Raw genomic sequence first — 14,621 nt, 5'->3', positions numbered from 1 at the left:
CCTTGGCCAGGCAGAGAAATTAGAAGAGAAAAAGAAAAGCTTCCCCCGCCTGAAGTGAGGGAAGCTCATATATTAATGGAGACGCTTAGCGCGCTCCGTATTATTACAGCTTGCGGTATAATAGAAATAGAGTAACTATTAGTGCTGTTTAAAGATTGTCTGCCTGCAGGTATTAGCGGTCATGTGAAACCATGTCGTTCCTCTGGTAATGCTGGGACGACCTTTCCGCTTCTGCAATGCGGAATTCTTCTATAAACGTATACAAGATCCTAATCTCTGTTTCTGACAGATCATCTATTAACCGAAGGATATCTTTTTTCGTGACATTCATTGATGTCCCCTCCTTCTTCTCAGGAAGTCTGTTTCTATTATAAGTTTTACCCCAAAATTATCGCTTTCAATCACGAATTTTGTAAAAACCTCTAAATTTATATATCTGAATTATGGTGATTAGTAATAATACAACAGCTGCCGATAAAGCAAAAACAGCGATGCTTGGATATTCATTCCAACGTTCAACCGCGATACCTGTAAATGCCCACACAAATACTAAAGGAAAAACTGTTTCTCCTTGTGACCATATAAACCAGACAGCTAATCCCACCGCTACAATGAGAAGAGTATTCGTCCAGGTTTGCGGTGAAAACAGCAGGCCATCTTCAAAACCTAAAGCATTAAAAAAGATTCCTGTATTAACTATAGTAGCGACTGATACCCATCCAATATAAACGGAAAAGGGAAGCCTCATCCAAATAGTAGTGCCTGAGACAGCAAAAACTCTCCGGTAAATGACTATTAGATTGATTAATAATGCCGCCATAACAAACATCGTTGTAATATAGAACTCGTAATGAAACAGAAACAGCCAGGAGCTGTTTAATATTCCGTTGACAAGAAAAGCATAGCCGACAGAATGATAAGCCTGTACATCTCCTTTTTTAATTGAAAAGAAGGGCCTGATTACCCAAATTGCCAGCAGAATATAAATAACACTCCATATACTGAACACATAGCCGGCAGGTGTAAAGAGAACATTTACCCGTTCTGACAACTGGCCTGTCGTCAGATTGTTAAATGGCAAACTATTAGACAAAGCATTAATAATAACGACCCCAATCAAGGTCAAAAGGTTGATCCATTTGAATACTTTCAGTGTATGCTCGCTGCTCATCGGACATGTCTCCTTTATGTAAATTCTTACAGGAATTTTACCCTTTACATGACCCTTTCAACCTTCCGTCTCATTTTCTTCTTAAGCAGAATGTAAGAGAAAAGAAAAAACCCAGCAGAAAGGGAGCCTTTCTGACCAGGTTTTAATAGTAACAGACAGTTACTCGGTTACTTTTTACTTTTCTCCGCTTCTATTTCTTCCACTTTTACAGATAATTCTTCCCATCGTTCCATCGCAAGCTCCAATTCCTCTTCTACTGCCTTCTGATCGTTAAACAAATCCCTTGCCTTATCAAAATCGCTGCCTGCATTTTCTATATCATGGCCGATCGTTTCAAGTTTTTCTTCCAGGCCAGCAATACGGTCTTCAATCGTCTGCCATTCCTGCTGTTCTTTATAAGAGAGTTTTTTAGGCTTTGGCTGCGGCTGCTTCCCATCAGCACTTGATATTTTATTGCTCTCCCCGGCATGCTTCGGCTGCTGAACAGTTTTTTCTTTCTCAGTCTCAAGCCAGCTGCTGTAAGTGCCAATATAACGGTCAATGATGCAATTCCCTTTAAATACAAGCAGTTTATCAACAACACGGTCGAGGAAATACCGGTCGTGGGAGACAGTTATAACCACACCAGGGAACTGATCCAGATAGTCTTCGAGGACTGAAAGTGTCTGTGTATCCAAATCATTTGTAGGCTCATCAAGAAATAAGACATTCGGTTCTTCCATTAATACTTTAAGCAAATACAGCCGTCTTCTTTCCCCGCCTGACAGCCTGCGGATATGAGTAAACTGCATCGCTCTGGAAAATAAGAACCTTTCAAGCATCTGTTCGGCTGTAATAACCTGTCCGTCTGCTGTATGAACCACTTCAGCTGTCTGTTTGATATAATCGATCATTCTAAGACTGTCATCCATTTTTTCATGGTCCTGGGTGTAATAGCCGATTTTCACCGTCTCACCTGTATGGATCTCCCCTGCATCAGGTTCAATACGCCCGGCCATCATGTTAAGGAGCGTCGTTTTCCCGATTCCGTTAGGGCCTATAATTCCGAGACGCTCCCCGGGAACCACTAAATAATCTAACCGGTCAATTAGTTTCTGCTTCCCAAAAGACTTGGATACGTGTTCAAGTTCTATCACTTTTTTACCCAGACGCGCGGAACCGATAGAAAAGTCCACTTCTCCTGCCTTAGCATCAGGTTTGTCATCCTGTATAGCTTCAACCCGCTGTTTTCTCGCTTTTTGCTTAGTTGTTCTGGCCTTTGCGCCCCGTTTTAACCAGGCCAGTTCCCTGCGGAGCAGATTCTGCCTTTTAGATTCCTGCTGTTCCTCTTCTATCTCTCTTTTTGCTTTATTTTCTAAAAATAATTCGTAATTTCCATCGTACTGGTATAACTTGCCGCGGTCCAATTCAAAAATTCTTTTTGTGACGCGGTTAAGGAAATACCTGTCATGGGTGATAAGCATGATCGCTCCTGGATATTGGGCAAGGAACCCCTCCAGCCATTCAATAGTCAGATTGTCCAAATGGTTGGTAGGCTCATCTAGGAGCAGCAAATCTACAGGCTGAATGAGCGCTTTTGCAATAGCGACCCTCTTTCTCTGTCCACCTGATAAATGTGCCACTTTTTTTGAGAACTCGCTGATTCCGAGTTTAGTAAGGACCGTTTTTGCCAGTGTGTTAGCTTCCCAGGCTCCCAGTTCATCCATTTTTTGCTGCAGCACGGTCAGTTTTTTCTGCGCCTTTTCGTCAGCAGGATCTTTCTCGAGTGCCAACAGACCTTCTTCATAATCTCTCATGACTTTCATCACCGGAGCATCGCCGTAATAGACTTGTTCCAGCACGGTCAGTTCATCATCAAGTTCAGGTTCCTGAGGCAGATATTCCATAGAGAAATCATTAGCGTGAATGATCTCTCCTGATTCTTTCCCTTCTATACCTGCCAGCACTTTCAACAACGTGGACTTGCCGGTGCCGTTCACACCTATAAGACCGATTCTTTCTTTTTTTTCAATTGAAAATAATATATGGTCAAATAATGTTTTTTCCCCATATGTTTTATATAATCCTTCTGCTCTGAACATACTCATTGATTAATCATCCTTCGCTAAATTACTCTTCTACCCATTGTATATGAAAAAAACCTGCGGGGACAGGTTCAGGCTGCTTGAAGCTATGGTAAAATAGATATAATCCCAATGAAACATTTCGTCCCGATCAGCCGTATATCGTATAGCATGGCAATTATTGTTACATATTTAATGAGGTGAAAAAAGATGATACAAATGATTATTTTGAGTCTGCTGCTCTCCTTGCTGTTCCTTCCCCTTCAGCCTGTCTGGTGGAAAATGGCTTATTTCCGAAGATGGTTTCCTTTGCGTTTGGCAGCCGGCTTTATTTATGGACTTATATTATTTTATGGCGGTTTACTGGATCAAAGCGCAACTGCTATAATCTCCGCCTACATTCCCGTAATAGGCCTCGGACTGATTGTAGATAATACTCTCGTTTTTATGTTTGTAAAAACTTTCAGGAAGCAACAGGCCTCAACTGGTGCCGCCATCGGGCTTGTCATTCTGGTAGGTTTTAGTGTTTTCTGGGTCCTTCAGCCTTTATTCCTTGCAGAGGCCAAGTTTTCAATGGCAGATGGTGAAGAGGTAACGGCTGATGAAATGGAGCCGGTTAATGAAGAACACATTCCGGTTGTTTCAAGAAGATATGCTGAATACCGTTCTGATGTCTTAATGGGCCAACTGGATAATCCTGCTTTTTATAATTTGGGGTCTACAAGGATTCAGCGGGTAAATGAGTCACTTTACTGGATTACACCTATCGAGTATGACGGTTTCTTCCGTTGGTACCGCAGTAACCATGCTCCCGGGTATATTATGGTCAGCGCAGAGAATCCCAGGGAAGAACCGGAATTGGTTTTAACAGAAATGACTTACGTCCCGTCTGGCTTTTTCCATGAAAATCTTGAAAGGCACGTACGCAGCCAGCATCCGGATGTCGTAATGCTCGATACGACCTTCGAAATCGATAGCGAAGGAAATCCATATTATATTGTCAGTTTTGGGCATTATACTGAGTTTCGCCGTGTTGCAGATGTAGACGGCGTCATCATCGTAGATCCGGCTTCCGGCGAAACAGAAATGTTCGAAAAAAACGAGGTGCCGGAGTGGGTTAACAGAGTTTATCCTCCTCATATAGCCGAAGAACGGAACGATTGGTTTGGAATCTATAAGCAAGGAATGGTTAACCGGTTCTTCGGAAGGGAAGGGTTAACCCAGCCTACGAGATGGGGCGATGTGGATGCTGTCACAGGTGTGGTAAATGAGGACCTTCAGCTGAGCTGGTTTACAGATCATATGAGGCTGCAAAGTGAAGGACAGGAAGCTTCCCGTTCGATGGTCGGCTTCACCATGTTTGACACCCGGACAGGTGAGTTAAGGTATTTCCGGGACGCAAGCGGATCTCTAAACGGAAGAACGGCAATGGATTTAGCCGAAAGAACCTTCCGCCGCGATGACTATATTGGCGGAACCCCTTCTTTATACAATATTTACGGTCAGTACACCTGGGTCGTCCCTTTGATGGACCGGAATAATGTTCATAGACAGACGATGCTTGTAAACGCCAGGGACGAAAATATTTACGGGTATGGCGAGTCGAAACGGGAAGCCTTCGGCGCCTACCAGCTTGAACTCTCTTCCAGAGTTGACGACGACGTGGTGCCAGGCGAGTACACGGAGATGGTTGAACTGACGGCTGAAGTCGAACGCGTTTATAAATGGGACCGGGAGGACAACGTGACCGTCAGGATTCTTCTTGAAGGGGAAGACCGCATCTTCACTGTTAATGCCTCCTCTTATCCGCGCGCCGTGTTTATTGAACCGGGTGATGAAATTTCGATCTCGTTCATAGATACAGGTGAAGCTGTACAGGCTATTGAAGAATTGGATTATTAACTGTAGACAGATGATATTCAGGAAAAAAGCCGCTGGCATAAATAGTTCGGTTGTGAAGTAGAAAAATTGAATTCACAAGGTAAATATCAAGGTAAATCGCATATTTTCAGACAACAAAATTACACAGAAAAACGCAGAGGTTTTAACATCCTCTGCGTTTTTAAGCGTTGCCCGCGGAAAGCGCCCACCTGAAGTGATGAAATCACTCGTTACATACTTAGCTATTAAAAAAGGCTGTTGAGAAGACTTTCTCAACAGCCTGAGAAAACCCCTGAGAGGCGTTTTCTTAAAATTCAACTTCGATATCCACTGGTTCACCAACATCTTCCCAATCCATATCCATAGGTGCACTCCAAGTAATACGAACGCTTTCCACATCTTCAGCTTGGGAATTTTCTAAAATAAAGAAGAAGCTGCCATCATGTCTAGTACCAGCCATTAGCTCTCCATCGATATGATCTGACATCCACATATCTGACTCTATCTGTTCGCCAGTGCTTGTAGACATAGTAGCTTGGCCAGAAAAGAATGTGATGTCTTCGTCGGCAGTATTTTCAACCACTAAATCCATTTGAATATATTCAAGGTGATCAGTCTCCATAAAGTCTGCTAGGTCATCAGTAAGTTCTCCTGAAGCTGTATTTAATTGTTCGATTTCCATAACGATCGGTCCAGTTTCGATTGTATCAATTTGGTCCTGACGAGCGTGAAGAGTAAAGGTTCCACCATCTGTTTCGATGGTATCTCCAACCTGTGTTTCCCAGGATTCATCAGCGATATCATCTGCAGCTTCTTCAGCCTCATCTTCATCCTCGTTACTATTATTTTCGTTCAAGTTATTTTCTTCATTTTCTTCCTCATTATGATTTTCATTGGTGTTTTCATTGTTATTGAGATTCTCATCGTTATTAACTTCTTCAGCAGCATTGTTGTTATCATTATTTTCTAGTTCGGTATTTGTGTTTTCATCTCCACAAGCTACTACTAATAAAGTAGATAGTGAAAGTGCTGTTAATAATTTCTTCATAATTGATTTCCCCTTTTTATCTTTATATTTATATGTAAATTAGCATGGCTAATTAACACTATAATAAATGAATAATCTACATCATAATACAAATTTATACAATGAAAAGTCAAAAAAAAGAGAAGCTTACTTCTCTTTATTCTGTTTCTTAAGTATAAAAGGAGGTCGCACACCATGACAATCTCTTTTTTGTATTTTAATAAATAAAGTATATTATTAATAACACAATGCTACATGGTGTATAAGTAAGAGCCATGCTGTATAATCTATTTTTTCTTAGTACCTCTTCTCCCTCAGCTAACCCCCATAAAAATCTGAAGTTAAGTTTGAAACACATTTTCTTTGTATCAGAGTTAATTTGAACGATTAGAGGGGATGGGGGAGAACTCACTTTTGTGGTAAATAATACAATTATACAATAACACACAAAAGAAATGGTGTAGTTCACCGTTTGGTTGAAGTGTAATTTTTAAATTCTTAAAATATGGATTTTGTACAAAAAAGGTTGCTCAATATCTGGAACAACCTTTTAACCATGTTTATTTTTAATGATCAACTTATTTAATCAACTTTTTCGCCAGTCACCTATTTAATTTTTGCTTTAATGCAAGGGCTTTTTCCCGACGTTCTTTAAATTTGATTATTTTAATCTCCTCAAGATTTTCTGGTTGGAAGCGCTCAATGGCTTCATCAATAATTGCATTTCATTGTCATAACCTTTGAGCTTGCGATGCGATAGACCATGGCATACGAATTATATAAGGCGGGTGCATTGTAGCCGTTGTAACGCGCTTTATCGAATAATTCAATGGCTAGCTCAACGTTGCCATTTTTTCGCTCTCTGTCGCCTTTTTCAAAGTATGGGATCCCTTCATCAGGTTAAGAGCATATTTTCAAGAGCTTTTACATTAATATCAGATGCCTCTATTCCTACGTCGCCTTTTATATTCGTATTTTTAAGGTGAATATTTTCTTTGTAGATATTTTTAAAAGTGTTTGCCATGACTTCTTTGGAGTAAACCTTAGTTAGATGATCGTTACTTTCAGGGGCATTTTTAGCAAGGTAGGATTGAACATCTATTAAGTGATCCCTTAAATTGTTATACACGCCATCCCCTAAATCAATACGATCAGCCCTTTCTATGTGTAAGCCGTTATCCTCTGGCAGCACAAAATTAACTCTCGTTTTATCATAGCCAATCGACTTAAAGCTAAGTTGAAGTGGGAGAAAACCGTATACGCTGTCAATTCATCCTGAAATTCTTTTATTTGACCGCCTCTCTCTTCCTTACCCCATTAAAAAATCCCCTGCCGGTAAAAGGCAGGGGATTGCTTAATTATTTTTTCTTTTTAAAGGCAAGGGATTTCACTTTGGCGTCAGGCTTTCCTCCGCCTCCACCACGGCCGCGGCGGTCGCGGTCTGATCTCTTTCTTGCTGATGAATTTCGGTTATAGGACTTCTGCCCTTTAGGGCCACCTTGACCGCCCTGTCCGCCGCTGTTACGGCGTTTACTCCTAACAGGTGATTCGCCAGTCAGGCTTACAGGAGTCTGGTCCGGCTCTTTTGTCATTGTTTTTAAAGCGGCAGCCACCAGTGTCTCTGGATCATGTTCTGCAAGCATAGCCCGCGCTGCTCCCATAAGGTGTTCAAAATCACCTTTACGCAGGGATTCCTGCAAATGGTTCACAGAACGGTCCTGCCGTCCGGCCAGTGCCTCTTCATAAGTCGGCATAGACTGCTGCTTCATTTTTTTCTTCGTGTTTTTCTCAATGACTTTTAAATGATCACGCTCTTTAGGGGTTACAAAGCTGAAAGCTATTCCGCTCTTCCCTGCACGGCCTGTCCGGCCGATACGGTGAACATAACTCTCTGAATCCTGAGGCAGATCAAAGTTAAATACGTGAGACACATTGTTAACGTCCAACCCTCTGGCAGCTACATCTGTAGCAACAAGGATATCAATCGCTCCACGTTTAAACTTCCGGATGACCGCATCACGGCGCTCCTGTTTCATATCCCCATGAAGCCCCTCAGCGGCAAACCCGCGGATACCTAATGATTCAGCTACTTCATCAACTCTCCGCTTCGTACGTCCGAATACGATCGCAAGCTCCGGCGGATCGATGTCAAGCATGTGGCATAAAGCGTCAAACTTTTGTTTTTCGTGAACAACTACGTACCGCTGTTCAATATTTTCAACTGTCATTTCTTTTGACTTAATTGCCACAGTAACCGGATCAGCCATAAAGGTAGTGACCACGTTTTTAAGACGCTTAGGCATAGTTGCCGAGAACAGCATCGTACGGCGGTCTTCAGGAACCTCTTTCAGAATGGTCTCGATATCTTCAATGAAACCCATGCTGAGCATTTCATCGGCTTCGTCGAGTACCACCGTATTCATATATTCCGGACGAATCGTTTTCCGGCGCATATGATCCATAAACCGGCCAGGTGTTCCAACAATAATCTGGGGGCGTTTTTTCAGCCCGCGGATTTGTTTAGAAATTTCCTGCCCGCCGTAAATAGCAAGGGAAGTAATTCCTTTTCCTTGTCCCAGTTTATTCAGTTCTTCACTGACCTGGATCGCTAATTCGCGTGTCGGAGCCAGCACAAGGCCCTGCGGGTGGCGCTGGTCTGGCATGACAGATTCAAGAAGAGGTATGCCGAATGCCACCGTCTTACCGGTCCCTGTCTGGGCCTGCCCGATTACATCCCGGCCATTTTTGGCTACAGGAATAACCTCAGACTGAATAGGTGTCGCTTCCGTAAACCCCATCTTTTCAATTGATTTTAAAATGGGTTCTTCAATGTTCAAATCTTTAAATAGTGCCAAGTTTATTAATCTCCTTTTTGTTCATACTTTATCGTTATGGCAAACGCCATAATCCGCTTAGTTAAAAATCATCTGGGTAACTTACCTTTACAGGGAGCACCGTCTGACTGGATACTCTTATGATTAATGCCGTCTTTTAAAAATAATCAGTTATTATTATACTAACCACTTTATTTCAATAAGAAACATCGTCAACCGGAGCTTCAATATAAAACTGCTCAGGAGGCCCCTTCACTTTTCTTATCTGACAACAAAAAACCAGCTCATTCGTTTAAACGGAACAAGCTGGTCTAGTTATCCACGTTTTTAGCTTTTTACGAAAAGAATGAATCTCTTTTTTTTAGATATAATTTATAATCAACTTTTCCACTTTATCATACTTTACGCAAATTAACCAATGTTTTATTGCTTTCCTGACGAATCCGCGTATTTCAAGTCAAGCAAATCCTCAATGTCTTCTTTCCCGAGAGATGAAATCATCGTCTCTCCCGGCTGAATGACCCGGTCCAGTAAATCACGCTTTTTCTCCTGTAATTTATGAATTTTCTCTTCAATTGTTCCAGTAGTGATCATCTTAGTTACCTGGACGACTCGTTTTTGTCCAAACCGGTAAACTCTGTCCGCTGCCTGTTCTTCAACCGCCGGGTTCCACCAGGAATCAAACAGAATAACTGTATCTCCTCCTGTTAAATTCAGCCCTGTTCCACCGGCTTTTAAGGACACAAGAAACAGGTTTTTCTCGCCTTCATTGAACCGGTCAGCGAGGGTGACCCGTTCTTTGCCGGGAGTCGCCCCGTCTAAATAAAAATAGTCCCATCCAGCTTCAGCAAGCCTTTCTTTCATGATCGACAGCATCTGGGTAAACTGGCTGAAAAGAACAATCCTTTTACCGGAATCACGTGCTTCTTCCAGATATTCCATAAGGCGTTCAAGTTTCCCTGAGCCCCCTTTATAATCATCAAGAAACATTCCCGGGTGGCAGCAGATCTGCCGGAGTCTCGTTAAGCCCGCCAGGATCTTCATTCGGTTTTCCTGAAGTGTATCTGACTGGATCGCCTCACTGGCTTCAGACTGAAGCATTTGCAATTGTCCCAGATAGACTGCTTTTTGGTTTCCGGTTAAATGTGTATACTCCACCGATTCAATTTTGTCAGGCAGTTCAGCCAGCACGTCTTGCTTCATCCGCCTTAAAACGAATGGTTTCACTCTTTTGGCAATACGGTTTTCATCCATATGTTTATACACCTGTCTGTTTTTAAAAAGTCCCGGCTGAACGATGGAGAATATCGAATGCAGTTCATCCAGGGAATTTTCTATCGGAGTGCCGCTCAAGGCGAAGCTTTTTACTGAATGAATCATTCGGACGGCCTTCGCTGTAAGCGTCCCTTGATTTTTAACATATTGCGCTTCATCAAGCACCATTGTTGAAAAAGTTTTAGTTTTATAGTGGTCAACATCACGCCTGATTAATGGGTAGGATGTGATCCACACATCACAGTCTTCTGCAGAGTTCAGAATCTCCTCCCGTTCTGCAGAGGGGCCTGAAATGACGGCAGAAGTTAAGTTTGGCGCAAACCGCTCAATTTCTTTTTGCCAGTTATAAACCACACTTGACGGGCAAATAATTAACGCGGGATCTTCGGCCGTCCCATTTTCTTTAGCGGCATGCAAGTAGGCAATTGTCTGCAGCGTTTTTCCTAACCCCATGTCATCCGCCAGTATACCTCCGAATCCGTAATAAGAAAGAGACATCAGCCACTGGAAGCCCCGTTTCTGGTAATCGCGCAACGTGTTTTCCAAATGGGATGGGATCGGAAAATCCAGTTCTTCCGGGTCTGTCAGCCTTTCAACCAGTTTTTTAAATGCCCGGTCTTTCTTCAGCTGAACCTCACTCATCTCTTCCAGCTGAAAAGCACGGTACAAAGGATGCCGGGAACGGGATGACGCATCTTTCGCTGACACGTCAAGGTTTTCCAACAGCTGTTTCATACCTTTAAATTCATCGTTTTCCAAGTGTAAATAGGCCCCGGATGAGAGCCGGTAATATTTTTTATTAGCGAGGAGACTTTGAATGACTGAATTCAATTCTTCCTCCGGTATGCCGTCTACTTCAAAGGCGACCTCCAGAAGATTCAGCTTTTCGTCCGTTTCCACTTTTACGGCAGGACGTTCAGCCGGCTGATGGACGATATTCCTTAATTCAGGTGTGGCGTAGACGTGGAACAGTTCAGAAAGGCGCGGAACGTCTTCCGCCGCAAAATCCAGAATCTGTTCCATCTCATCAAGAAACAGTTCGTTACCATTAAATTTAAAAGGGATGTCTTCAATAAATGACAATAAATAATATTCTTTTTCCATATCCCTTACAATTAATTGGTCTCCTTCACTCGTACTTGGCTGAAAAGGAGACATTTTTACATCCCCGTACTGGAAAGTAACTTCTGCTGTGACTCGCCCTTCCTTATAATCTAAATAAAGCATTGGAACAAGCGGAGACATCTGGATATTTTTACGAATAGAGTGACTGAGAGAAACCTCACCGAGTTCATTCAGACGTGGCAGCACCACCGAGGCAAACGTTTCAAGCTGGCTCTGATCCAGCAGCAGCTCAGCCGGTTCTTCCAGCACCATTTGAAAAAAAATCGCATCAAAGGCTTCCAACTGGGGGCCTTTTAGCTGGTAAAATGTGCCCTGCATGTAAAGCAGCCCGTACTTCTTACCGAAGTAATGGGCAAGATCAGCCCCTGTCCATGTCATTCTGTAAATTCCCGAGCGTTCTCCGTCTTCTTCCACCTCAAACTGAAGCACAGGCGCTGCTTCAGTCAGTTCAATAGCGTTTCTCGAAGAAAAGCCATCTTCGACGATGACCGTTCGATGCTGCAGGAGAGACAGAAATTCAACTGCATATGACGGCGGGATAGTGAATGAACGCTGAGGAGCTACGACACGGCGCCGGTAAGAAAAAGACAGGCTGTCAGAAGCGCCGTGTTTCATTTCAATTATCCGGGACATGAGCCGGAAAATTTCAATGTCCTCTTTTTTAAAGTAATAATCAGACGGATGATAAGTGAACAGCTTTGAAAACTTTATCGCTTCATCCTCTTCCACAGCTCTCAGTAATTCCGGAATGTCTTTTACAATATAAAGCCTCCTCGGTCCTACTTTAAGTTCAATGTCAATAGAGCCGGAAAAACGCTCACTGAACGTGGACTGAAGATTCATTACATACTCCACTTCCAGCGGCTCCCGCTCGTGATAGGTTTCCTGCTGTTTCACGTACAATTGTTCAAAAGAATCAATAAACCGGTTTGTTTTATTTATCTCTGTTTCAGGCAAAGTCTCCTTAACCTGGGAGACAGTTGAATTTTCAGCAGGCGTGCCATTCCCCTCGTCCTTTGTTGAGTTTCTGATACTGAATAAGAGAGCAACAAGATGCTTGCATGGCCCCGGATAAGCCTCATAAGCAGGGCAGGAACACTTGAAGCCGGTAATTTCATATTCATTGTTATAGTTCACCCCGGCCTCATAATCTGACTGTCCTTTAACTAAGGCCTGGTAGGTTCCCGTCCCATTTTTCAAGTTACGGACAGCATTTTTTAAATAATAATTTTCACCTTTATAGAAAGCATTGTCATATTGGCACTCGCGGTATATATCTTTATAAGTTAGCTTTTTCAGGTTCAAACTTTTCACCTGCTTTTTAATTTAATTATCTTTTCATGCGGAAAAACACTATCCCTTCATTTTAACAAACTTTTGTGTTTAAATCGAAATGAGAAAGAATCATTTAGAAAAAATTGGATTTTATAAAAGCCTGTATGTTCCATCTGTTTTAACTTTTTTAATATCATTATAAAAGTTTACCCGCGCCAAATTAAAAATATGGAACTTTCCGGTTATTTCTTCGTACCAGTTTATAGAGACGTTAATCATATTGGAGGAAATATAATGATTATTAGAAAACTGACCTTGCTGGCAGGCCTTTCATTACTTTTTACAGCTTGCACTGATGAAACAAGCACAGATGAAACACCTTTTGAAGACGAAGCGTTGAAAGACGCAGTCGCTGAGGAAGCGGGCGGCAATGGCTTATCAGAGAATGACCTGTCTGATATCCAGTCGCTGGATGCAAGCGGTGCTGGAATAACCAGCCTTGAAGGCATCGGATCTCTCCCGAATTTACGAGACTTTAACCTTTCTCATAATGACATTAATGACTTTTCTCCCCTCCTCTCGCTGGAAAATCTTGAAAACCTTCATGCCGGAGATCTTTTCATTACGGTCGAATCTGAAGGTTCAAAGTTAGAGGTTCTTGAAGAGTTAGAGGAAAACGGAGTAGAAATTGAAGGAAGGACCCGGCTGGCGTTTGAGGATACTTATGACGGCCCGTCCAAAGGAGTCTTTTACCGTGTGGAGGAAAACGGCCAGACCGTTTATTTATTTGGTTCCGTTCATGTAGGAGATGAAGAGATGTATCCACTCCATAACGATATTGAAGAGGCCTTCCAGGAAGCTGATTACCTAGCTGTCGAAATTGATACCGCGGATGTAAATGAAATGGAAGCCTCCCAGGTGATGATGGAGCACGGGACGTATACAGACGGCACTTCGCTCTCAGATGTTGTAGACGATGAGATTTATGAGGAAGCCGCCGACCGCCTTGCCGCCTACGGCCTGAATGAAGCGATGATTAATCAGTTTAAACCGTGGTTTGTTTCCATGATGCTGTCTGATCTCGCATTGGAAGAGACGGATTACAGAAGTGAAGAAGGCATTGATATGCATTTTATCGAGCGCGCCCATGAAAGCGGCTTGCCGGTGATCAGTCTTGAATCAATAGAAAGCCAGATTGAATCGCTCAGTTCAGCTCCAGAAGAAGAGCAAGTTGAAAGTTTGGAAGAAATGGTTAAACAATTCGATATCTATGAAGAAGAGTTAGAGACAATGATTAATGTCTGGAAGGCAGGAAACACAGATATCTTCGCTCAGCTCCGGGAAATGGACGGTGATACCGACCAGCTCGCTATGGATGAACGCGACGAGGATATGACTGCCCAAATTGAAGAATTTCTTTCAGACGACAGCGGCGACACGTATTTTGTAGTCGTAGGTGCCCTCCACCTTGCCGGCGAAAACAGTATTCCAGACCTCTTAACTGAACGGGGATATTCTGTGGAAGCCCCTGAAGACTTTCAATAATTGAATAACGGCCTGCTTCCTAAAGGCTGAAAAGAATAAGGGTGAGCACAATTTGAAACTAACCAGCAACCTGAAAGACGAGGCTGGGACAAAAGAATAGTAATCATAATGTAAGCCGAACAAAATTATCGAATTTTGTTCGGCTTTCTTTAAGAGAAAAGGAGTAATTTCAGTCCGCCAGTCGGACTCTTGCCCAGGGGCTTGTCTTCAGCTAAATTCAACTCAGCCTGGAGCTTCGTTGAATTGGATCTTCAGCCTTACCCCCTGTGGCGTCGCCTCCTTCTGTCCTTCAAACAAAAAGCAGAGGCTATTTAATAATTGGTAAAACTAAAAGTAACCAACCTTATAAGATGTCTGATAAAAATTATTGTTCGTCCTTTACAAACTTGTCTTTAGTTTTGTTCCAAACTCGTATCTTAAATTTC

Annotated in this window: 9 protein-coding genes; 2 read left to right on the top strand and 7 right to left on the bottom strand. The window is 42.5% G+C overall.

What is annotated here, in order from left to right:
- Nucleotides 1-172: 172 nt before the first annotated feature.
- The 3 genes from BMW59_RS21585 to BMW59_RS06520 all read right to left on the bottom strand — a co-directional run bounded on the left by BMW59_RS21585 (nt 173) and on the right by BMW59_RS06520 (nt 3,258).
- Nucleotides 173-331: a hypothetical protein gene (locus BMW59_RS21585; protein ID WP_177174220.1), complete on the bottom strand. Its 159-nt coding sequence runs from the start codon at nt 329-331 to the stop codon at nt 173-175.
- A gap of 66 nt (nt 332-397) precedes the next feature.
- A complete protein-coding gene (locus tag BMW59_RS06525) occupies nt 398-1,171 on the bottom strand; it encodes a TspO/MBR family protein (RefSeq protein WP_093049067.1) in 774 nt (257 codons plus the stop codon).
- 167 nt (nt 1,172-1,338) lie between these two features.
- Nucleotides 1,339-3,258: an ABC-F family ATP-binding cassette domain-containing protein gene (locus BMW59_RS06520; protein WP_093049064.1), complete on the bottom strand. Its 1,920-nt coding sequence runs from the start codon at nt 3,256-3,258 to the stop codon at nt 1,339-1,341.
- Between the two features lie 186 nt (nt 3,259-3,444).
- Between BMW59_RS06520 and BMW59_RS06515 the strand changes: the two genes are divergently transcribed.
- Nucleotides 3,445-5,136 carry a hypothetical protein gene (locus BMW59_RS06515; protein WP_093049061.1) on the top strand — a complete coding sequence of 564 codons (1,692 nt, stop codon included), beginning with the start codon at nt 3,445-3,447 and terminating at the stop codon, nt 5,134-5,136.
- Nucleotides 5,137-5,422: 286 nt separating this feature from the next.
- Here the strand turns inward: BMW59_RS06515 and BMW59_RS06510 are convergent, their stop codons facing one another.
- The 4 genes from BMW59_RS06510 to BMW59_RS06490 all read right to left on the bottom strand — a co-directional run bounded on the left by BMW59_RS06510 (nt 5,423) and on the right by BMW59_RS06490 (nt 12,681).
- Complete coding sequence (locus BMW59_RS06510) at nt 5,423-6,163, bottom strand: hypothetical protein (protein WP_093049059.1); 741 nt, start codon at nt 6,161-6,163, stop codon at nt 5,423-5,425.
- Between the two features lie 874 nt (nt 6,164-7,037).
- On the bottom strand, nt 7,038-7,334 hold the full coding sequence (locus BMW59_RS06500) for a hypothetical protein (RefSeq protein WP_093049056.1): 297 nt from the start codon (nt 7,332-7,334) through the stop codon (nt 7,038-7,040).
- Nucleotides 7,335-7,500: 166 nt separating this feature from the next.
- Nucleotides 7,501-8,997 carry a degradosome RNA helicase CshA gene (cshA, locus tag BMW59_RS06495; RefSeq protein ID WP_245732976.1) on the bottom strand — a complete coding sequence of 499 codons (1,497 nt, stop codon included), beginning with the start codon at nt 8,995-8,997 and terminating at the stop codon, nt 7,501-7,503.
- 402 nt (nt 8,998-9,399) lie between these two features.
- Nucleotides 9,400-12,681, bottom strand: coding sequence for a DEAD/DEAH box helicase (locus BMW59_RS06490; protein WP_143051202.1), 3,282 nt, complete (start codon nt 12,679-12,681; stop codon nt 9,400-9,402).
- Between the two features lie 264 nt (nt 12,682-12,945).
- Between BMW59_RS06490 and BMW59_RS06485 the strand changes: the two genes are divergently transcribed.
- Nucleotides 12,946-14,196, top strand: coding sequence for a TraB/GumN family protein (locus BMW59_RS06485; RefSeq protein ID WP_177174219.1), 1,251 nt, complete (start codon nt 12,946-12,948; stop codon nt 14,194-14,196).
- Nucleotides 14,197-14,621 lie beyond the last annotated feature (425 nt).

The organism is Salipaludibacillus aurantiacus (assembly GCF_900111295.1).
In the GTDB taxonomy this organism is placed as follows: domain Bacteria; phylum Bacillota; class Bacilli; order Bacillales; family Salisediminibacteriaceae; genus Salipaludibacillus; species Salipaludibacillus aurantiacus.
This window is presented reverse-complemented; position numbering and strand designations above follow the sequence as displayed.